This window comes from Peterkaempfera bronchialis (assembly GCF_003258605.2).
In the GTDB taxonomy this organism is placed as follows: Bacteria; Actinomycetota; Actinomycetes; order Streptomycetales; family Streptomycetaceae; genus Peterkaempfera; species Peterkaempfera bronchialis.
On record NZ_CP031264.1, the window covers coordinates 5410293 to 5430168 of the forward strand.

12 protein-coding genes, 1 pseudogene and 1 riboswitch are annotated in these 19876 nt (G+C 73.5%); of the genes and pseudogenes, 6 read left to right on the forward strand and 7 right to left on the reverse strand.

From position 1 onward, the window contains the following. Positions 1-5: 5 nt before the first annotated feature. The 5 genes from C7M71_RS23920 to C7M71_RS23940 form a co-directional block, all read right to left on the reverse strand. Positions 6-2075 (reverse strand): putative cobaltochelatase, encoded by a 2070-nt coding sequence (locus C7M71_RS23920; protein WP_114914530.1) that lies wholly within the window; start codon positions 2073-2075, stop codon positions 6-8. Beyond that, positions 2072-5776 (reverse strand): cobaltochelatase subunit CobN, encoded by a 3705-nt coding sequence (cobN, locus tag C7M71_RS23925; RefSeq protein ID WP_111494085.1) that lies wholly within the window; start codon positions 5774-5776, stop codon positions 2072-2074. The genes C7M71_RS23920 and cobN overlap by 4 nt, the downstream gene beginning before the upstream one ends. Before the next feature lie 83 nt (positions 5777-5859). Continuing rightward, positions 5860-7365, reverse strand: a complete 1506-nt coding sequence (locus tag C7M71_RS23930) for a cobyric acid synthase (RefSeq protein WP_111494083.1) — start codon at positions 7363-7365, stop codon at positions 5860-5862. Beyond that, positions 7362-8348, reverse strand: a complete 987-nt coding sequence (locus C7M71_RS23935; RefSeq protein WP_114914531.1) for a cobalamin biosynthesis protein — start codon at positions 8346-8348, stop codon at positions 7362-7364. The genes C7M71_RS23930 and C7M71_RS23935 overlap by 4 nt, the downstream gene beginning before the upstream one ends. 99 nt (positions 8349-8447) lie before the next feature. Continuing rightward, positions 8448-8627, reverse strand: a riboswitch (cobalamin riboswitch). A gap of 83 nt (positions 8628-8710) precedes the next feature. Continuing rightward, positions 8711-8947: a hypothetical protein gene (locus C7M71_RS23940; RefSeq protein WP_111493543.1), complete on the reverse strand. Its 237-nt coding sequence runs from the start codon at positions 8945-8947 to the stop codon at positions 8711-8713. 149 nt (positions 8948-9096) lie between these two features. On the opposite strand from C7M71_RS23940, the gene C7M71_RS23945 reads away from it, so the two are divergent. Genes C7M71_RS23945 through C7M71_RS30800 form a run of 3 tightly spaced genes read left to right on the forward strand, consistent with a single transcriptional unit; the run spans position 9097 to position 13345 of the window. Then, positions 9097-9366: an RHS repeat domain-containing protein gene (locus tag C7M71_RS23945; RefSeq protein ID WP_162824341.1), complete on the forward strand. Its 270-nt coding sequence runs from the start codon at positions 9097-9099 to the stop codon at positions 9364-9366. After that, a complete protein-coding gene (locus tag C7M71_RS23950) occupies positions 9363-12755 on the forward strand; it encodes an RHS repeat-associated core domain-containing protein (RefSeq protein WP_111493539.1) in 3393 nt (1130 codons plus the stop codon). The genes C7M71_RS23945 and C7M71_RS23950 overlap by 4 nt, the downstream gene beginning before the upstream one ends. 35 nt (positions 12756-12790) lie before the next feature. Then, positions 12791-13345: a hypothetical protein gene (locus C7M71_RS30800; RefSeq protein ID WP_162824342.1), complete on the forward strand. Its 555-nt coding sequence runs from the start codon at positions 12791-12793 to the stop codon at positions 13343-13345. Positions 13346-13445: 100 nt separating this feature from the next. Here C7M71_RS30800 and C7M71_RS32135 read toward each other — a convergent pair. Together C7M71_RS32135 and C7M71_RS23960 are read right to left on the reverse strand one after the other, a co-directional pair. Further along, positions 13446-13803 (reverse strand): annotated as a pseudogene (locus tag C7M71_RS32135) (tyrosine-type recombinase/integrase); the annotation flags it as partial. A 374-nt stretch (positions 13804-14177) separates the two neighbouring features. Then, on the reverse strand, positions 14178-15587 hold the full coding sequence (locus tag C7M71_RS23960) for an NAD(P)/FAD-dependent oxidoreductase (protein ID WP_111493537.1): 1410 nt from the start codon (positions 15585-15587) through the stop codon (positions 14178-14180). 204 nt (positions 15588-15791) lie between these two features. On the opposite strand from C7M71_RS23960, the gene C7M71_RS23965 reads away from it, so the two are divergent. From C7M71_RS23965 to C7M71_RS23975, 3 genes are all read left to right on the forward strand, one after another. Further along, positions 15792-16904, forward strand: a complete 1113-nt coding sequence (locus tag C7M71_RS23965) for an alpha/beta hydrolase (protein WP_114914532.1) — start codon at positions 15792-15794, stop codon at positions 16902-16904. A 46-nt stretch (positions 16905-16950) separates the two neighbouring features. Next, the gene (locus tag C7M71_RS23970; RefSeq protein WP_111495477.1) at positions 16951-17856 is read left to right on the forward strand and encodes an alpha/beta fold hydrolase; all 906 of its coding nucleotides are present in this window, start codon (positions 16951-16953) and stop codon (positions 17854-17856) included. 156 nt (positions 17857-18012) lie between these two features. Then, the gene (locus tag C7M71_RS23975; protein ID WP_322975192.1) at positions 18013-19701 is read left to right on the forward strand and encodes a hypothetical protein; all 1689 of its coding nucleotides are present in this window, start codon (positions 18013-18015) and stop codon (positions 19699-19701) included. Positions 19702-19876 lie beyond the last annotated feature (175 nt).

A 19876-nucleotide genomic window follows, 5' to 3' on the forward strand; every position in this document is an offset into this window, starting at 1 on the left:
GGTGGTCAGGCCGCCTTCCTGCTCGGGGGGATGGTGGCGTACGCGGCCCGGGTGTCGCGGACCAGGGCGGCCATGCCGTCGGCCCGCAGCTCCTCCAGGGTGACGGCGGAGGCGCCCAGGTCGGCGGCGAGCGAGGCCGCCAGGCCGAGCCGCACCGGGCCGGACTCGCAGTCCAGCACGATGGCGGCGGTGCCCTGCGCCGCCAGCAGCCCGGCGGCGCGGCGGGCGTCGCCCAGGGCGTCCCGGCCGCCGGTGGCGCGGCCGTCGGTGACCACGACCAGCAGCGGGCGGCGGTGCGGGTCGCGCAGCCGCTCCAGCCGCAGCACCTCATGGGCGCGCAGCAGCCCCGCCGCCAGCGGGGTACGGCCGCCGGTGGGCAGCTGCTCCAGCCGGGCCGCGCCCACCTCCACCGAGGAGGTCGGGGGGAGAGCGAGTTCGGCGCTGGAGCCCCGGAAGGTGACCAGGCCGACCTTGTCGCGGCGCTGGTAGGCGTCCATCAGCAGCGACAGCACGGCGCCCTTGACGGCGGTCATCCGCTGCCGGGCCGCCATCGAACCGGAGGCGTCCACCACGAAGAGCACCAGGTTGGACTCATGGCCCTCCAGGACCTTCTCCCGCAGGTCGTCGCGGCGCAGCAGCAGCGCCCGGCCGTCGCGGCCCCGGGCGTGCTGGTGCGGGGCGGCGGCCTGCACGGTCGCGGCCAGGTGCAGCCTGCCCAGCACCCCGGCGGGCCGCCGGGCCCGGACGGTGTGCCCGCTGTCGGTCTCGGCGCGGGAGCGGCGGCCCTGGGTGCCCCGGCCCACCCCGGGCACCTTCAGCACCCGGGTCCGGTACGGTTCCCCGGCCGCCACCGGTGCCGACTCCTGCGGCGCCCGGCCGGGGCGCTGCGTGCCTTCGCCGCCGTCGGAGCTCTCAGCGGGCGCGGGGGCTTCGCCGTCGGCGGGGGAGCCGTCGGGAGCGCCGTCCTGCGGCCCACCGTCCTGCCCGCCGCCGCCCCCGCCCCCGCCGGGCCCGCCGTCAGGCCCGTCCGGGTCCGGGTCGTCGTCGTCCTGCTGCTGCCCGGCGTGCTGCTGAAGCGTCTCGTCCAGCTTGTCGTCGTCCAACCCGGGCGCGTCAAAGGGGTTGCGGCGGCGGCGGTGCGGCAGCGCCAGCTGCGCGGCGGTGCGGACGTCCTCCGCGAGCACCTGGGTCCGGCCCGCCCAGGCGGCCAGCGCGACCGCCGTACGGGCCATCACGATGTCGGCGCGCAGCCCGTCCACCTCGAACGCGGCGCAGACGGCGGTGATCTGACGCAGCGCCGCATCGCCCAGCACCACCTCGGGCAGCAGCGCCCGGGCGGCGCTGATCCGCTCGGCCAGCGCCCGCTCGTCCTCCGCCCAGCGGGCGGCGAAGCCGCTCGGATCGGCGTCGTACGCCAGCCGCCGCCGCACCACCTCGGCCCGCTGCTCCGGCTCCCGGGTGGCGGCGATCTCCACCGTCAGGCCGAACCGGTCGAGCAGCTGCGGACGCAGCTCGCCCTCCTCCGGGTTCATGGTGCCGACCAGCAGGAAGCGGGCGGCGTGCCGGACCGAGACGCCCTCCCGCTCCACATAGGAGCGGCCCATGGCGGCGGCGTCCAGCAGCAGATCGACGACATGGTCGTGCAGCAGATTGACCTCGTCGATGTAGAGCACCCCCCGGTGGGCGGCGGCCAGCAGGCCCGGCTCATACGCCTTGACGCCCTCGGCCAGTGCCCGCTCCAGGTCCAGCGAGCCGACGATGCGGTCCTCGGAGACGCCCACCGGAAGCTCCACCAGCCCGGCCGGCCGGGTGGCGGCGGCCGTGCCGGGCTCATGCGGACCGTCCGGGCACTGGCCGTCGGGCGCCGCCGGGTCGCAGGCGAACCGGCAGCCCTCCACCACCGCGATGGACGGCAGCAGCGAGGCCAGCGCCCTGACCGCCGTCGACTTGGCGGTGCCCTTCTCGCCGCGCACCAGCACCCCGCCGACGGCCGGTGAGACCGCGTTGAGCAGCAGCGCCAGCCGCAGGTCGGCCATCCCGACGATCGCGGTGAACGGATACCTCGCGTCGCTCATCGGTCCTCACCCTCCAGGTCGCCTTCGAGTTCGAGGTAGGTCTCGCGCAGCCGGTCCAGGGTCTGCTGGTCCGGCTCGGCCCACAGCTGCCGGTCGGCGGCCTCCAGCAGGCGCTCGGTGATGCCGCGCAGCGCCCAGGGGTTGGACTTCTTCATGAAGTCCTGGTTGGTGGGGTCGAAGACGTACTCCGCCGCCAGCTTCTCGTACATCCAGTCGTCGACCACGCCCGCCGTGGCGTCGTAGCCGAAGAGGTAGTCCACGGTGGCGGCCATCTCGAAGGCGCCCTTGTAGCCGTGCCGGCGCATCGCCGCCATCCAGCGCGGGTTGACCACCCGGGCCCGGAAGACCCGGTGGGTCTCCTCGCCCAGGGTGCGGGTCCTCACCTGGTCGGGCAGCGCGCTGTCGCCGACATACGCCTCCGGGGAGGTGCCGGTCAGATGGCGGACCATGGCCACCATGCCGCCGTGGTACTGGAAGTAGTCGTCCGCGTCGACCAGGTCGTGCTCACGGGTGTCGACGTTCTTCGCCGCGACCGAGATCCGCCGGAACGCCTGCTCCATGTCCCCGCGCGCGGCCCGGCCCTCAAGACCGCGCCCATAGGCGTAGCCGCCCCAGACGGCGTAGACCTCGGCCAGGTCGGCGTCGGAGCGCCAGTTGCGGGCGTCGATCAGCGGCAGCAGGCCCGCGCCGTAGGCGCCCGGCTTGGAGCCGAAGATCCGGGCGGTGGCGCGGCGCCGGTCGCCGTGCTCGGCGGTGTCCTGGTCGGCGTGCGCGCGGACGTAGTTGCGGTCGGCGGGCTCGTCCAGCTCCGCCACGGCCCGTACGGCGTCGTCCACCAGCGCCACCACATGCGGGAAGGCGTCGCGGAAGAACCCGGAGATCCGCACCGTGACATCGATCCGGGGCCGGTTCAGCTCCGCCAGCGGGATCACCTCGAAGCCGGTGACCCGGCGGGAGGCGTCGTCCCAGACCGGGCGGCAGCCCAGCAGGGCGAGGATCTCGGCGATGTCGTCGCCCTGGGTGCGCATGCAGGAGGTGCCCCAGACGGTCAGCCCGACCGACCGGGGGTGCTCGCCGGTGTCCTGGAGGTAGCGGGCCACCAGGGAGTCGGCCAGCGCCTGGCCGACCTCCCAGGCCAGCCGGGACGGGATGGCCTTGGGGTCCACCGAGTAGAAGTTGCGGCCGGTCGGCAGCACATTGACCAGCCCTCGGGTGGGCGAACCCGACGGCCCGGCCGGGACATAGCCGCCCCGCAGCGCCCGCAGCACATGGGTGATCTCATCCGTCGTACGCGCCAGCCGGGGCACCACCTCGGCGGCGGCGAACTCCAGCACCCGTACGGCGTCAGCCACCTCGCGGCCCGACACCCCACGGCCCGACACCCCACGGCCCAGCACCTCGGCCACCAGCCCGGCCGCCGCGTCCACCGCCCAGCCGCGCTGCTCCATGGACTCGGCCAGCCGGCGGCAGAGCTGCTCCAGCAGGTCCACGGCGTCGGAGGCGGTCCGCGCCGGGCCGTCCACCAGCGCCGTCAGCTCGGCCGGGACCTTCACCGCCGCGCCGGGCTCGGCCAGCAGCTCCTTCTCGACCAGGCCGAACTCGGCCGCCAGCGACGCCCGCAGGCCCGGCAGCGCATCGGCCTTGCCGCCCCACACCTGGGAGGAGCGCAGCACGGCCAGCACCAGGTTGACCCGGGCCTCGCCGACCGGGCCGCCGCCCAGGATGTGCAGCCCGTCGCGGATCTGGACGTCCTTGATCTCGCAGAGGTAGCCGTCGATGTGCATCACAAACGAGTCGAACGCGTCGTCGTCCGGCTGCTCGTCCACATGCAGGTCGTGGTGGAGCTCGGCGGCCTTCACCAGCGTCCAGATCTGCGCCCGCACGGCCGGGGCCTTGACCGGGTCCAGATCGCTGACCAGGGCGTACTCATCAAGCAGCTGTTCCAGCTTGGCCAGGTCGCCATAGGTGTCGGCACGGGCCATCGGCGGCACCAGGTGGTCCACCACGGTCGCGTGGCCGCGCCGCTTGGCCTGGGTGCCCTCGCCCGGGTCGTTGACGATGAACGGGTAGATCAGCGGCAGGTCGCCCAGCACCGCGTCCGGGGCGCACTCGGCGGAGAGGCCGAGGCCCTTGCCGGGCAGCCACTCCATGGTGCCGTGCTTGCCCAGGTGGACGATGGCGTCGGCGCCGAAGCCGCCCTCCGACTGCGCGGCCTCCAGCCAGCGGTAGGCCGCCATGTAGTGGTGCGAGGGCGGCAGGTCGGGGTCGTGGTAGATGGCGATCGGGTTCTCGCCGAAGCCGCGCGGCGGCTGGATCATGATGACCACGCTGCCGAACCGGAGCGAGGCCAGCACGATCTCGTCGCCGTCCACATAGAGGCCGCCGGGCGGCTCACCCCAGTGCTCGCGCATCGACTCCCGCAGTCCGGGCTCCAGCGCCTCGAACCACCGCCGGTAGTCGGCCAGCGGCACCCGCGCCGGGGCGGCCCGCAGCTGGTCCTCGGTCAGCCACTCCACATCGTGGCCGCCGGCCGCGATCAGCCGGTGGATCAGCTCGTCGCCGTTGTCCGGGTAGCCGTCCACGGCGTAGCCCGCCGCACGCAGCGCGTCCAGCAGCCGCACCGCCGAGGCGGGCGTGTCCAGGCCGACCGCGTTGCCGACCCGGGAGTGCTTGGTGGGATAGGCCGTGAACATCAGGCAGACCCGCTTGTCCGCGTTGGCCTTGTGCTTCAGCGCCGCGTACCGCACCGCGATCCCGGCCACCCGCGCCGCCCGCTCCGGGTCGGCGACATAGACCGGCACATCGTCCGCACCGGTCTCCTTGAAGGAGAACGGCACCGAGACGATCCGGCCGTCGAACTCCGGGATCGCCACCTGCATCGCCGCGTCCATCGGCGACAGCGCCGCGTCCGACTCCAGCCAGGCGGCCCGGCTGCCGGTCAGGCAGAGGCCCTGGATCACCGGCACATCCAGCTCGGCCAGCGCGCCCACGTCCCAGGTCTCGTCCTCGCCGCCCGCCGACGCCTCGGCCGCCACCGTGCCGCCCGCCGCCAGCACGGTGGCCACAACCGCGTCGCAGTTCCCCAGCAGCTCGTACAGCCCGGCGTCGGCTCCCCGCAGCGAACCGCAGTAGACCGGCAGCGCATTGCCGCCCTTGGCCTCCACCGCATCGCAGAGCACATCCACAAAGGCGGTGTTGCCGGACAGCTCATGCGCCCGGTAGAAGAGCACGCCCACCGTGGGCCGCCCCTCCCGCTGCTCGCGCCCGCCGTGCACGCCGAACTGCGGCATCGGCTGCGGCGGCGCGAATCCCTCACCGGTCAGCAGCACGGTGTCGGAGAGGAACCGGGTCAGCTCGGCGAGGTTCTCCGGGCCGCCCTCGACCAGGTACGCCAGCGACTCGGCGACCACACCGGCGGGCAGCGAGGAGAGCGCCATCAACTCGGCGTCGGGTACGGCCTCGCCGCCCAGCAGCACGGTCGGCACCCCGGAGGCGGCGATGACGGCCAGCCCGTCCTCCCACGCCCGCTTGCCGCCGAGCAGCCGCACCACGGCCACATCGGCGCCGTCCAGCAGCGACGGCAGCTCCTCGGCGGCATCGACCCGGGTCGGGTTGCCGATCCGGTAGGGGGCGCCGGAGGCGCGGGCCGCCAGCAGGTCGGTGTCCGCAGTGGACAGCAGCAGCACGGTGGCGCCGGGCATGGGGGTCTCTCCTGGTTCTCGGTTCACGGCGGGGGCGGTCTCGCGGCGGGGACGGGGGCTCGGGCTCACGGCGGGGCCGGGGCTCACGGCGCACCCGGGGGGAGGAACGGCGGCCCGTCGGCGGGCACGCCGTCCTCGATCAGCCGCCAGAGCGCGGCCGTGTCGGCGTGCTGCTCGATCAGGTCGCCGAGCCGGTCGAGCCGCTGCTCGCGGGCGTCGGCGAAGCAGCTGTCGGGGGCGGGGGCGAAGGCCCGCCCGGCGAGCCGGGCGACCTCGGCCAGGAAGGCACGGCGGAAGGCGTCGTTCTCCAGCGCGCCATGCCAGGTGGTGCCCCAGACGGCGCCGCTCCGGCAGCCGTCCAGGAACGGTTCGCCGCCTTCCAGCGCCACCACGCCGTGGTGGATCTCGTATGCCTCCACCCGCTCCCCGTACGCCTCGCCGACCGGTCGGCCAAGGGTCTTCTCCCGGGCGAACTCCACCCGGACCGGCAGCAGGCCCAGCCCCGGCACCCGCCCGGCGCCGGACTCGACCTCGTCCACGATCAGCCGCGACAGCATCTGGAAGCCGCCGCAGACGCCCAGCACCGGCCGTCCCGCCGCCGCCCGTCCGCTGATCGCGTCGGCCAGCCCGCGCTCCCGCAGCCAGGCCAGGTCGGCCACGGTGGCCCGGGTGCCGGGCAGCACCACCAGGTCGGCGTCGGCGACCTCCTCGGGCCGGGAGGCCCAGCGCACCAGTACGCCCGGTTCCTGCGCCAGGGCGTCCAGGTCGGTGAAGTTGGAGAGCCGGGGCAGCCGCACCACCGCGACCCGCAGCACCTCGGCGCCGTACGGGGCGGCAGTGCCCGCGCCGCCCCGGTCCACGGCGGTGTCCAGGTCGAGCGAGTCCTCGGCGTCCAGCCAGAGCCCGGAGAGCATCGGCAGCACCCCGAGGACCTGGCGTGACGTCAGCTTCTCCAGCATCTCCAGCCCCGGCTGGAGCAGCCGGGCGTCGCCGCGGAACTTGTTGACCAGCCAGCCCGCCACATGCCGCTGGTCCTCGGCGGAGAGCAGCGCCAGCGTCCCGTACATCGAGGCGAAGACCCCGCCCCGGTCGATGTCGCCGACCACCACCACGGGCAGCCCGGCGGCGGTGGCCAGGCCCATGTTGGCGATGTCGCGGTCCCGCAGATTGATCTCGGTGGGGGAGCCGGCGCCCTCGCAGACCACCACATCGAAGCGGCGCCGCAGGTCGGCCAGGCACTCCAGGGACCGCTCCAGCAGCACCGGCTTGCGCTCCCGGTAGTCCAGCGCGCCCACCTCGGCCACCGGGCGGCCCAGCAGCACCACCTGGCTGCGGCCGTCGCCGCCCGGCTTGAGCAGCACCGGGTTCATCGCCGCCTCCGGCTCCACCCGGGCGGCGGCGGCCTGCATCGCCTGGGCGCGGCCGATCTCGGCGCCGTCGGCGGTGACCATGGAGTTGAGCGACATGTTCTGCGCCTTGAACGGCGCCACCTTCACGCCCTGCCGGGCCAGCCAGCGGCAGATCCCCGCCGTGACCACGCTCTTGCCCGCGTCCGAGGTCGTCCCCGCGACCAGCAGCGCCCCGCTCACGCCCCCGCCCCCTTCCGGGTGCCCGTGCTCCGCAGTGTCCCCGTACTCCGCAGTCGGCCGACCGCCCACCGGGCGGCCACCGTCGTCCCCAGCGCCAGCAGGCCGACCCGGCGGGAGAGCCGGCAGGCCCGCTCGATGTCCCCGACCGCCACCGGCCGCAGCTCGGCGCCCAGCACCGGGCGGTGCTCCACCCGGCTGCCGTACGCCAGCGTCCCGCCCAGCCGCACGCCCAGCGCACCCGCGAAGGCGGACTCGGCCTGCCCGGCGTTGGGGCTGGGGTGCGCCGAGCCGTCGCGCCGCCACACCCGCCAGGCCCGGCCCGGCTCGGGCGCGGCGGCGACGGTCAGCAGCGCGGTCAGCCGGGCGCCGGGCCAGCCCGCCGCGTCGTCCAGCCGGGCGGAGGCCCAGCCGAAGCGCAGCTGGCGCGGGGAGCGGTGGCCCACCATGGCGTCCAGGGTGTTCACCGCGCGGAAGGCCAGCAGACCGGGCGTGCCCGCGAGCGCGCCCCAGGTGAGGGCGTTGACCACGGCATCGGCGGTGTTCTCGGCGACCGACTCCACCACCGCCCGGGCCAGCCCGTCGCGGTCCAGATGGCGCGGGTCACGCCCGCACAGGTGCGGCAGCCGGGCCCGCGCGGCGTCCAGGTCATCGGCCTGGAGGGCGGCGGCGACGGTGCGGGCCTCCCGGGTCAGCGAGGTGCCGCCGAGTACGGTCCAGACAGCCCCGGCGGCCAGCAGCGCCCGCGCGGACGCCGAACGGCCCACCGTGCGCTCGGCCGCCACCGCCCCGGCGGCGACCCCGCCCACGCAGAGCGCGGTGAAGGCGGCCCCGGCTCCCCGGTGGTCACGCCAGAGCCGCCGCTCCAGCGCGGCGGCGGCCGAACCGAAGGCGGCGACCGGATGACCCCGGCGGGGGTCGGCGAGCAGGGCGTCCACGGCATACCCGGCGACGGCACCCACCGCGAAGGCGGTGTGCGTGCGCACGCCGGTCAGCCGCTGCGACGAGCGGTCGTGGACCCCGAAGGTCGGCCTGCGAACCGGGCAGCCTGCATGGCGTGCGTGTCCTCACTCAGGGTCCGCGCCCTGGATCGACGAGCGGAGGCGAGAGTCTCCTGGCTCCCGGATCGGCACACCCCCGGGCCTTCCAGCGGCCGTGCTTCCGGCTGCCGTGACCATCGGTCGAGGGTGCTCCCCGGTGACAGTGGCGGGACCGCGCCGGATTCGCACCGGCTTCCTCTCCATGCCTCCGTATTGGCGCAAAGATCCCACCACGCCCCAGGTCGCAGCGTCAATACAGCCCTGGGAGCGATGCGTCACAGGACGCTCGCAGGGTGCTCGGGGGGCGCTCAGGCGGCCGACCGTGCCCGGTGCCGGGCCCGGCCGCGCGCCGCCGTGACCCGGGCGAGCCGGCGCACCGCGAGATCCTGCGGCTGCTCCACCGGCTCCACTTCCACTGCCTCCGCCACCACTGCCTCCGCCACCTCGCCCGCCTGCGGGCCGAACACCCGGTCCTCCAGCCAGGACATGCCCAGGATGAGCAGCAGCAGCACGGGCGGGACCAGCAGGCCGACGAGCATGATCATGGAAACCGCCTGGGCTCGGGCACGGACGCGGCGGCTGGTCCTGCGCCGCCATGGGGCATCGGCCGTCCGGATGGGGAATACGCGCCTCAGCAGCACGGCCTTCTCTGCGGCTTGCCGCCCTCGCCCGGTCCAAACCCGCCCCACCCCGGGTGCCGTCGACTTGCCGCACCACCACGACGACCTACACCGCGGCCACGACCTCGGCCGCGGACACCGGCTATGCGCCCGCGTACCTGCTCGCATCGACGGTCACCCCCAGCGGGGCACGGCAGTCGTACACCTACAACCACAACGGCGATGTGGCGCGGATCGTCGACCCCAACGGCGGCACCGTCACCTTCAGCTATGACAACCTCGGCCGGCTGCTGACCAAACGACGCAGACCACCAGCTACGGCTACGACATCTACGGGAACATGATCCGGGAGGTCGACCCGGCCGGTGGGGAGACCGACTACACCTTCGACCTCGACGGCCGCCAGCTGACCACCACCCAGCCGAAGTACACCTACGACGCCGCCGGGAACATGGTCCGCCAGGTCACCAACAACGGTGCGACCACCACCACCTACACGGTGGACGCCGCCTCGCGGACCACTGCCACCACGCTGGACCCGGCCAACCTGGCCCGGACCACCAAGGTCTCCTACGACCCGGACGACCACGTGGTGATGAGCGTCCACACCGGAGCCTCGGGCACGCCGGAGACCACCACCGCCACCTATGACGCGCTGGGCAACCCCGGCTCCACCACCGTCCACGACGGCTCCACCGCCCCGGTGGGCCGCTGGAAGCTCGGCGAGACCGGCGGCGCCGAAGCGGCCGACTCCTCCGGCTCCCACCGCACCGCGACCGTGAACGGCGGCGTGACCTGGTCCACCGACCACGGCGGCAGCGCCGCGTTCAACGGGACCGACGCCGCGATCAGCACGGACGGCCCGGTGGTCGACACCACCGGAAGCTTCACCGTGTCGGCGTGGGTGAAGGTGAACGGGACCGCACACAACTACACCGCCGTAGCGCAGGACGCCTCCTGGCACTCGGGCTTCTACCTCGGCTATGCGTCGAGCCAGAACAGCTACGGCACCGGAAAGGCCACCCGCAGCCTCGGGTACGACGCCCTGCACCGGCTGACCAGCGACGTACTGACCAACCCCGGCGGGTCGACCGAGGCGTCCATCAGCTACGGCTACGACCTCAACGACAACGAGACCTCGAAGACCACCACCGGCGTCGTCGGCGCCGCCGCCCACACCTACACCTACGACTGGGCCGACCGGCTCACCTCCTGGAACAACGGCACCGCCACCACCGGCTACAGCTACGACGCCTCCGGCAACCGCACCCGCGTCGGCTGCGACACCTACACCTATGACGCCCGCAACGAGCTGACCTCGGACGGGCACAACAGCTACGCCTACACCCCGCGCGGCACCCTGCGCACCACCACCAGTGAACTCGGCAGCGCCACCACGACCGCAGCCGACGCCTTCAACCGCGTGATCAGCCAGGGCGGCCAGAGCTACGCCTACGACGGTCTGGACCGGGTGGTCACCGCAGGCACCGGACTCGACCAGCAGACGTTCTCCTACACCGGCGTCGGCAACGACCTCGCCTCCGACGGCGGGGCCAGCTACGGCCGCGACCCCGAGGGCGGGCTGGTCGGGGTGCGGACCGGAGGCGTCGCGGTACTGGCGATGACCGATCTGCATGACGACGTGGTCGCGCAGTTCACCGACTCCGGCGCCGCACTGACCGGCTCGACCACCTACGACCCGTTCGGCAAGGTCACCGCGACCAGCGGAATGCTCGGCCACCTGGGATACCAGTCCGAGTGGACCGACCCGGACACCAACCAGGTCGACATGGCCGCCCGCTGGTACAACCCCAGCATCGGCCAGTTCACCAGCCGCGACACCGTCGGCCTCAACCCGGTCCCCGCCTCCGTCCATGCCGACCGGTTCGCCTACGCCGACGACAACCCGCTCACCGGCACCGACCCGACCGGCCACTGGAGCCTGATGGGCTCCCTCAAGTCGGCGGCCCATACGGTCACCCACGCAGCCAGCTCGGCCTACCACGCCACCGTCAGCTATGCGACCAGCTATGCCACCGCGACCTACTACGACGCGGTCAACTTCGCCCGGCAGGAGTACCACGCTGCCAAGCAGGTGGCCAAGAAGGTCGTCAAGAAGGCCGTCCACACCGCCAAGCACGTCGCGAAGAAGGCCGTCCGCAGGATCAATGACGCGCGGGTCTATGTCGTCCACCATGTGCAGCACGTCTACCACCGCGCACGACAGGTCGCGCATCACGCCGTCGCCCGTGTCAAACACATAGCCCACGCCGCCGTTCGCACCGTCAAACACGGCGCCAAGGCCGTCGCCCGCACGGTGAAGAAGGCCGGCAAGGCGGTCGTGAAGTTCGCCAAGAAGCACCCGGTGCTGGCGAGCACCGTGGTGGGCCTGGCGACCTACGCCGCATGTGCCGCAGCCACCGGGGGAGCCGGAGTCGTCGCCTGCGGAGCGGTCGCCGGCGCGGCCAGCAGCGCGATCTCCTACGCCCTCGCCCCGGGCAAGCACACGCTAGGCGGGCTCGCCACCGCGGCAGTCGAAGGCGCGGCCATCGGCCTGGCCGGCGGCGCGGTGGGCGGCGCGGTGGACGGCGCGATCAGCGCCGGCGTACAGACGGCGGTCAAGAGCGCGCTCGGCCAGGGGGTGGTCAGCAGCGTCGTCAGCGGAGCGGTCCGCGGCGCCGTGGGCGGCGCCGCCGGTGGCGCCGCAGCCAATGCGACCGACTACTCGCTCAACTGCGCCGGGGGCGCGGAGTGCAGCGCGGGAGGCGCGGTCAAGGCCATCGCCTCCGGTGCCGCGACCGGAGCGGCCATGGGAGGCGTCCTCGGCGCCGCCGGTGGGCTCGGCAAGCGCGCAGGCTGCGGGGGTCCCCACAGCTTCAGCGCCGCCACCCCCGTCCTGCTCGCCGCCGGCCACACCAAGCCGATCAGCCAGATCCAGGTCGGCGACCTCATCCTCAACGCCGCACCGGGCAACAAGAAGAACGAAACCCACCACGTCGACGCCGTGATCGTCACCAAGACCGACCACGACTTCGTCGACGTCACCATCGCCACCGAGTCCGGCCCCAAGACCATCCAGACCACCCGGCACCACCAGTTCTACGACGCCACCACCGACACCTGGACCCAGGCCGCCGACCTCAAGCCCCACCACAAACTCCAGAACGCCTCCTCCACCACCACCGAGATCCTCAACGTCCACTCCTACACCGCCACCCGCACCACCTACGACCTCACCATCGACGGCCTCCACACGTACTATGTCCTGGCTGGTTCGACACCGATCTTGGTGCACAATACGGACGGCCCGTCTAATTTGTGCACGATTTCCGGCCATGGCCATGTTCAGTCCCGAGTGGATGATCTGACGGATTCGGCTGGAGCGGGTGCTGGGTTCAGGACAATGGGCGGACTTCATGCCGATGTCCCTGGAGTGAATGGCGGGCTCGACTTCTACGCCGTTGGTGCACGGGCTGATATGACGCCAGCACAATTTGGAGAGCTTCCCGACCTTGGACATACGGAATTTGGATTCCGCGTTCCGCAGCCAGCTAAGTTGGTGACACGGGATAACCTCTGGCATGCCGAAGTGAAGCTATTCAATGAGGTGGCGGGAGGGTTGCAATTGCAGCCAAGATTCATGGTGGTCAGCCGACCAATCTGTCCTGCCTGTGAGGACTTCCTCACTCGGAGAGGTGCTACCTTGACATCTGCCACCACAGCGGAGTGGTAGTACGCGAGCCGTGAGTCACCTGGAAGGAGGCTTCGATGCCTGAGTCATCACTCGGCACTGTGCTGGACGGTGCGGATTCTAGAGCGCTGAGCTGCGTTGCAGCGTTGAGAATCGGTGGTGGGCTATACATCCTTGCTGACGCTGACGGGAGAGGGGACCTCTACTATCAGGCGGATGCTGGTGTGCGCGCTGGACTGAGGTCGTGCGAAGGTCGACACCTGAACGCTGATGTGGTCCGTATCGCTAAGAAGGCATGCCAGCGGCTGACTGCTACATTCTCCGGCGTCGAGCAGACGCGCCAGTTTGCTCTTTCTGGATTCAATCTCTTGGCGGATGTTCTTGCCTTGTTGGATGCTGAAATCGGCGAACCGTCAGAGGCTCATGTGGCCATTTTCCAGAAGGCGGTTGAGACGGCTTCGGCTTGGCCCGAAGCAGTTCTTATTGATGGCCGTACCAGCCTTCGAGAATTCGAGCTTTCCTGTCAACGGGAATCGGTAGATCTCCTGCGGGAGAGAGGGCTTCCTGGCCTCCGAAATGCCCTCGGAGCCATGGAGTTGAGTTATCGCGGGTTGGCGAAAGGCGTGGCCTAGGAACGCGTATTTTCCCTATGGAGCATAGCCGTAGGGGCCCCACCGGATGCACCCCCAGTGGGGCCCCTGGGGTGTCTGACGGCACTAGTTGACGGCAACGTCAGCGGACGGGTGCTGCACAAACTGATGAGTCGTCGCCGCCGCCGGGCTCGGTGGTCGGCTCCGCGAGGTCGCGTGGGGCGTGGCCGAGCAGGTCGATAGCCTGGCGCTGGAGCCGTAGGCGGACGTGGGCGTACACCGTCGCGGTAACGCCGATGTGGGCGTGACCCAACAGCTCCTTGATGACGACGAGTTCGACGCCCTGTTCCAGGAGCAGGGTCGCAGTCGAGTGCCTCAGATCGTGGAACCGGATCGCCCGCAGGCGGGGGGCGGAGTAGCGCGTTGAAGTGGCGTGTGAGGGTGGCGGGTTCGATGGGGTGGCCGTCCGGGCGGGTGAAGACGAGGTCGTTGTCCACCCACTCTGCGTCGGCCTGCTGCTTCTCGCGGGCCTACCGGTCACGGTGGGGTGCGGGTGGAGCGAGGCGACGCACGCGGGCCGGGAGAGCAATGCGGCGTTCCGAGCTGATGGTCTTGGTCGGCAGGGTACTGGTTGACGCAGGCGGTGTAGCGGGTGTGGGTGGTCTCGCGGAGCGTGGCACTGAGATCACGCGCGCAGCCGACAGCAAGAGACAGCTGGTCTACGCCTCTGGCGGCAGCGGCGACGGCAACAGCCACGGGCTTCAGCGCACATCCACGTACGCCGACGGATCGTCAAACCTCCATTGACCTGCGAAAAGGCAGGTGGCGAGGGGCTGCTTAGCGCGCGCACTATGTGCAAGCGGGTGGCTGCGGGTCAGTGGCGGCCGGAGATGAGGTCGGCGATGCGGGCGAGGGGGGAGGTGGTGGGGCGGCCGGTGGATTCCTGGCGGTCGGCGGCGTGGTAGGCGGCGTAGAGGCTGTGGACGCCCAGCCAGCGCAGCGGCTCGACCTCCCAGCGGCGGACCGTGTGGCCGACCCAGGGGAGCCGGGTGAGTGCGGTCTCCCGGCCCAGGACCAGGTCGCGCAGGGTGCGCCCGGCCAGGTTGGTGGTGGTGACCCCGCTGCCGACGTAGCCGCCGGCCCAGCCGAGCCCCGACGCCCGGTCCAGCTCGACCGTGGAGCACCAGTCGCGCGGTACGCCCAGCACGCCCGCCCATGCCTGCTCGATCCGCGCGTCCGCCGCGCCGGGGAAGAACCGCACCAGGATGTCCCGCAGTTGACGGACCGTCCGCTGCTGGGTGCCGCCGTCCGCGTCGGTGCCCGAGCCGAACCGGTACGGCACGCCGCGCCCGCCCAGCGCGATCCGGTCGTCGGCGGTGCGCTGCGCGTACATATAGGCGTGCGCGAAGTCGCCCAGCATCTCCCGGCCCACCCAGCCGGTCTCCGCCCAGAAGGCGTCCGGCAGCGGCTCGGTGACCACCATCGCCGAGTTCATCGGCAGCCAGGTGCGCTTCTCGCCGCGCAGCTGCGCGGTGAACCCCTCGGTGGCCCGCAGTACGAAGTCCGCCGACACCTCCCCGTACGGGGTGGCTGCCACAGCGCGCGCGGTGGCCGACGCCGGGCGGATCGCGGTCACCGGGGTCGCCTCGTGGATGCGTACGCCCAGCGCCTCCACCGCCCGCGCCAGGCCCTGCACCAGCTTGGCGGGCTGGATACCGGCGCCGTGCGGGCTCCAGGTGGCGCCGAGCGTCCCGGCCACCCGTATCCGGTCTGCGGTCTCCGCCGCCGTCAGCAGGGTCCGGTCGGTCTCGCCGAAGGCGTGCTCCTCCTCGACGAAGGCTCCCAGCCGGGCCAGTTGCGCGGGTGTCCGGGCGACCTCCAGCACGCCGCCCTCGGCCACGTCCGCGTCGATCCCCTCCGCCGCCGCGACCCGCAGCACTTCCTGTACCGCGCCGTTCATCGCCCGCTGCATGGCCTGGGCGGCCTCCCGCCCGTACCGCCGCGCGAAGGCGCCGCGCCCGGCGAAGCCGTTGTAGAGCCACCCGCCGTTGCGGCCGGAGGCGCCGTAGCCGCAGAAGCGGCGCTCCAGCACCACCACCCGCAGCCCCGGGTCGGCCTTCTTGAGGTAGTACGCCGTCCAGAGCCCGGTGAAGCCGCCGCCGACGATGCAGACATCGGCCTCGGTCGGGCCGGGCAGTGCCGGGCGGGGTTCCGGCAGCCCGATCGAGGAGTACCAGAAGGAGACCCCGCCGTTGCGGAGCGCGTCGGGACCGGAGGGAACCACGGGTGACCTGCCTTGTTGCTTGTGCCGTGTCCGGAGGCTATGTCCGGCAGGCCGCCCCGGCAACGGACAGGGTGGCAGGTACCGGGCCCGCCGCCCTGCACATCGTCGGACCGGCCGGACCTCGCTCACCCGTACGAACCCGCACCGATGGCCGGGCCCCGGCGCGGGTAGTGGACTGGGCAGAGGACGAGACCGGGGAGCGATATGCGATGGGGAACCGTGGCGGCCGTTGCGGCCGCCACCGCGGTGGGCGCCGGAGCGGTCGCGGTGCTCGTGGGACGTGCGGTGTCCGACCGGGCGGTGCGGCCGCGGATGCAGGCGGCGGCGGCCGGGGGGCTGCGGGTGCACTCCACGGCGGCGGGCCGGGTCGCGCTGACCCGGGCGCCGCAGACCTCCCGGCGCGGCACGTACGCCCTGGAGTGGCCGGGCGGCCACGCGGTGGTCGGCGAGGTGCTGGAGACCGACGCCCAGACCGTCGTCCGCCGCCTGGAGCGGGTCGACGGCACACCGCCGACCCCGGGCGCCAGGGTCTCCCTGACCCCCCGGGTGCTGGTCGGCGACCCGGGCAGCGCGCTCGGCCTGGACTTCGACCAGACCTGGGTGCGCGGCGAACTGGGCCCGATGCCCGCCTGGTACGTGCCCGGCATCCGCGACCTCTGGGTGGTCGCCGTGCACGGCCCGGGCGCCGACCGCAGCCAGGTGCTGCCGATCCTGCCGCTGCTGTACTCCTTCCGGCTGCCGGTGCTGGCCATCACCTACCGCAACGACGAGGGCGCCCCGCGCTCCCCGGACGGCCTGGGGCACTTCGGCGAGACCGAGTGGCGCGACGTCGAGGCCGCCGTCCGCCTGGCGTTGCAGGACGGCGCCCGGCACGTCCTGCTGTACGGCTGGTCGCTGGGCGCCACCATGGCCCTCCAGACGGCCGCCCACTCCTCCTGGCGTGACGCGGTGGGCGGGCTGGTCCTGGACTCGCCGGTCCTCGACTGGCCCGCCGCCGTCCGCCGCCAGGCCACCCGCCGGGGCGTGCCCCCGGCCCTCGCCGAGCTGGGCGTACGGGCCGCCCAGGGCCGCTCCGGCGTGGACCTGGGGGAGTTCGCCCGGCTCGGCCGGGGCGAGGGGCTGGACGTTCCCACCCTGATCCTCCAGAGCCCCGACGACACCGTCGCCCCACTGCCCGTCGCCCGGCGCCTCGCCGACGCCCGCGAGGACCTGGTCACCCTGCACACCGTCCCCGGCGCCGAGCACGCCGCCCTCTGGAACGCCGACCCGCCGGGCTACGAGGAGGCCCTGCGCCGCTTTCTGACCCCCCTGGTCTGAGAGGACCGGCGCCGGGGGTGCGACCACACCTCCAAGGAGGCCGCCCATGGGCGTTCCGCTGCCGGACACCTTCCGCTACCGGCGCATCGAAGCGGACGGGGTCCGGATCAACTGCGCGGTCGGCGGCGACGGGCCGCCGGTCCTGCTGCTGCACGGCTACCCGCAGACCCATCTGACCTGGCACCTGGTCGCGCCGAGGCTGGCGGCGGACCACACCGTCGTCCTCACCGACCTGCGCGGCTACGGCGACAGCGACAAGCCCGCCCCGGGCCCGGCCGCCGAGCCCTACGCCAAGCGGGCCATGGCCCGGGACCAACTGCTGGTGATGCGGGCCCTGGGACATGAGCGGTTCGCCCTGGTGGGCCACGACCGGGGCGCCCGGGTGGGCCACCGGCTGGCGCTGGACGCGCCGGAGGCGGTCGGCGCGCTGGCCCTGCTCGACATCGTGCCGACCCGGTACGCCTTCGGGCACGTGGACCGGGCGCTGGCCACGGCGTACTTCCACTGGTTCTTCCTGGCACTCGGCAACGGGGTGCCCGAACGGCTGATCGGCGCCGATCCCGAGTTCTGGCTGCGCGCCCTGATGTCGGCGCAGCACCGGCCGGGCGCGGAGTCGGACCCTGCGGCCATGCGGGAGTACGTCCGCTGCTTCTCCACCCCGGAGGCGGTCGCGGCGTCCTGCGCCGACTACCGGGCCGCCGCCACGATCGACCTGGAGCACGACGCGGCGAGCGCCGCGCAGTCGGTGCAGTGCCCGACGCTGGTGCTCTGGGGCGCGCACGGCTTTGTCGGCCGTACCTACGACGTGCCGGCCGTCTGGCGGGGGTACGCGTCGGACCTGCGCGGGCAGGCCGTGGCAGCCGGGCACTTCCTACCGGAGGAGGCGCCTCGGGAGACCGCCGACGCGCTGCTCGGCTTCCTCCGGGAGAGCCGACGGGAGAGCCGAGGGTGAGCCGAGGGTGAGCGCGTTCCGGGCACGTTCCGGTCACGTTCCGGGCAGGCGGTGCGCCCGGATTCGTCCTCCTTGCCCGGTCCCCTCCGAGCCCGGGGAGGCAGCCCGTGCCGTGCGATGTGACAGAAGGCCGGTACACGGGGAAGACTGCACGGCGTGACGTCTCGGAACCCGCGCGACCGTGATGCCCAGCTCCCCTCAGCATGCCGACCCGAACGCCCCGCCCCCGATCCGGAGGCGGGCCCCAAGGCCGGCGACCGGAACACCGCCCGCTCCGGCCCGGGGGGCGACGGCCCTGCCGGTCCGGCCACGCCCGCCGCTACCGCCGGGCGGAGCACCGCCGCGCCCGGCCGCAGGGCCGGTGCCACCGTCACGCGGCTCCCGGGCGCCTCGACGCCCCGCCGCCGGACCGTCGGCGACGCACCCCAGCCCGGTCGGCAGGCCCCGCCGCGCCGCCCCGGGGGGCGTGGCCGCGCGCCCGCACCCGAGGGCTTCCCGGTGCCCGCCGAACTCGCCCCGCTCGCCCGCCGGATGCTGGCCGACGCCGTCCGCATCGCCCACTGGGCCGGTGAACTGGACCGCGTCGACAAGCGCGGCGAACTCCTGCCCGAGGACGCCCGCGCGGCGGGCCGCGCCCTGGCGATGACCGTCGGCGCCGCCGCCAAGGCATGGGGGCAGGCCCTGCTCACCGGCCTGGTGGAGCTGCGCGACGGCGGCGCCGGACCGGGCTGGCGGCTGCACGCCTGGGAGCACGACGACGAGGCCGTGGTCCGCGGCTGGTCCGCGCTCTTCGACGCCTGGACCCTGCTCGCCCCGGTACCGCCGGCCGCCCTGCGCGGAGTCTTCGCCGTCCTCGCCGGACAGGCCGTGGACCAGGCACCGCAACTGCTCTCCTTCCTCCACCTGGTGGACGGCCCGGTCCCCGACGGCGAGCTGATGGAACTGCTCCGCCGTGGCCTGGACGAGCGCCACCACGGCGGGGGCGTCGGGCCGACCGCGCTCTCCCCGGTGCCGCACGCCGCCTCCGCCGTCTCGGCGGTGCGCGGCAGCGAGCCCCGCGACGCGGACGCGCCGGAGGAGGAGAGCGCACCGCCAGCCCCCTCCGACGTGGCCGCCGTACTGGAGTGGATGCTCGACGGGCTGATCGCGGTCGGCGCGGTCGTCCGGGAGCCGCAGGGCGAGCCGGGCGTCGAGCCGTCCGTGCGGCTCTCCCCGCTCGGCCACTGGGCTGTACGGGCGAAGCTGGAGGAGATCTGCACGGTCGCGCAGACCGCCGCCGGCCACATCGAGCAGAGCGCCCTGGAACTGCTCACCGCCTGCGCCCGCTACTCGCCCGGCCCGGCCCGCGCCGAGTACCGGGCCTGGGTGGCGGCCCGACCCGTGGACCGCGCCGTCTCCGAACTGCTGGAGGCCGCCCGGGGCGACGACGCGCTGGTCCGCGGCCTCGCCTTCGAGGCGCTGCGGGTGGCCGGCGGCACGGCCGAGCAGGCGGTGCGGGCGGCTGCGGAGGAGCCTGTGCTGCGGCCGTATGCGCTGCTCTGGCTGGCCGAGCAGTCGGACGAGGAGGGTGTGGTCCCCGCCGACGTGCTCACCCGCGAGGACGCGGCCTGGCTCTGGGTGGACACCGGCGCCGCCGTGCTGGACCACGGGGACACGGTGCTGCTGGTCGGGCACGTGGAGGCCGCCGCCGTGGGCGACCCCAACCGCCTCTTCACCCGGGCCCGCCAGTCCGGCCACCCGCGCGCCGCCTCGGTGCTCACCGCCGTCGCCCAGACCCACCCCGACCCGGCAGTCGCCCGCGCGGCCCGCCGCAGCGCCTTCAGCGTCCACCACGGGGGGGCTTGACCCCTCCGGGGAGGGCGAGGGGGTCGGTGTTCACCACGGTGGGGGTTGACCCCTCCGGGGGTGGGGGTCGGCGGTTGGGGATGCCGATGCGTCTCGGCGCGGCCCGCCGCTGTGCCTTCGGCGTTCACCACGGGGGGCTTGACCCCTCCGGGGAGGGTGCGGGGGGTCGGGGCCA

Excerpts from the sequence above, each read along its gene's own strand:
- C7M71_RS23920 (WP_114914530.1), bottom strand. The coding sequence starts at position 2,075 with ATGAGCGACGCGAGGTATCCGTTCACCGCGATCGTCGGGATGGCCGAC.
- cobN (WP_111494085.1), bottom strand. The coding sequence starts at position 5,776 with ATGCCCGGCGCCACCGTGCTGCTGCTGTCCACTGCGGACACCGACCTG.
- C7M71_RS23940 (WP_111493543.1), bottom strand. The coding sequence starts at position 8,947 with ATGATCATGCTCGTCGGCCTGCTGGTCCCGCCCGTGCTGCTGCTGCTC.
- C7M71_RS23950 (WP_111493539.1), top strand. The coding sequence starts at position 9,363 with ATGATCCGGGAGGTCGACCCGGCCGGTGGGGAGACCGACTACACCTTC.
- C7M71_RS30800 (WP_162824342.1), top strand. The coding sequence starts at position 12,791 with ATGCCTGAGTCATCACTCGGCACTGTGCTGGACGGTGCGGATTCTAGA.
- C7M71_RS23965 (WP_114914532.1), top strand. The coding sequence starts at position 15,792 with ATGCGATGGGGAACCGTGGCGGCCGTTGCGGCCGCCACCGCGGTGGGC.
- C7M71_RS23970 (WP_111495477.1), top strand. The coding sequence starts at position 16,951 with ATGGGCGTTCCGCTGCCGGACACCTTCCGCTACCGGCGCATCGAAGCG.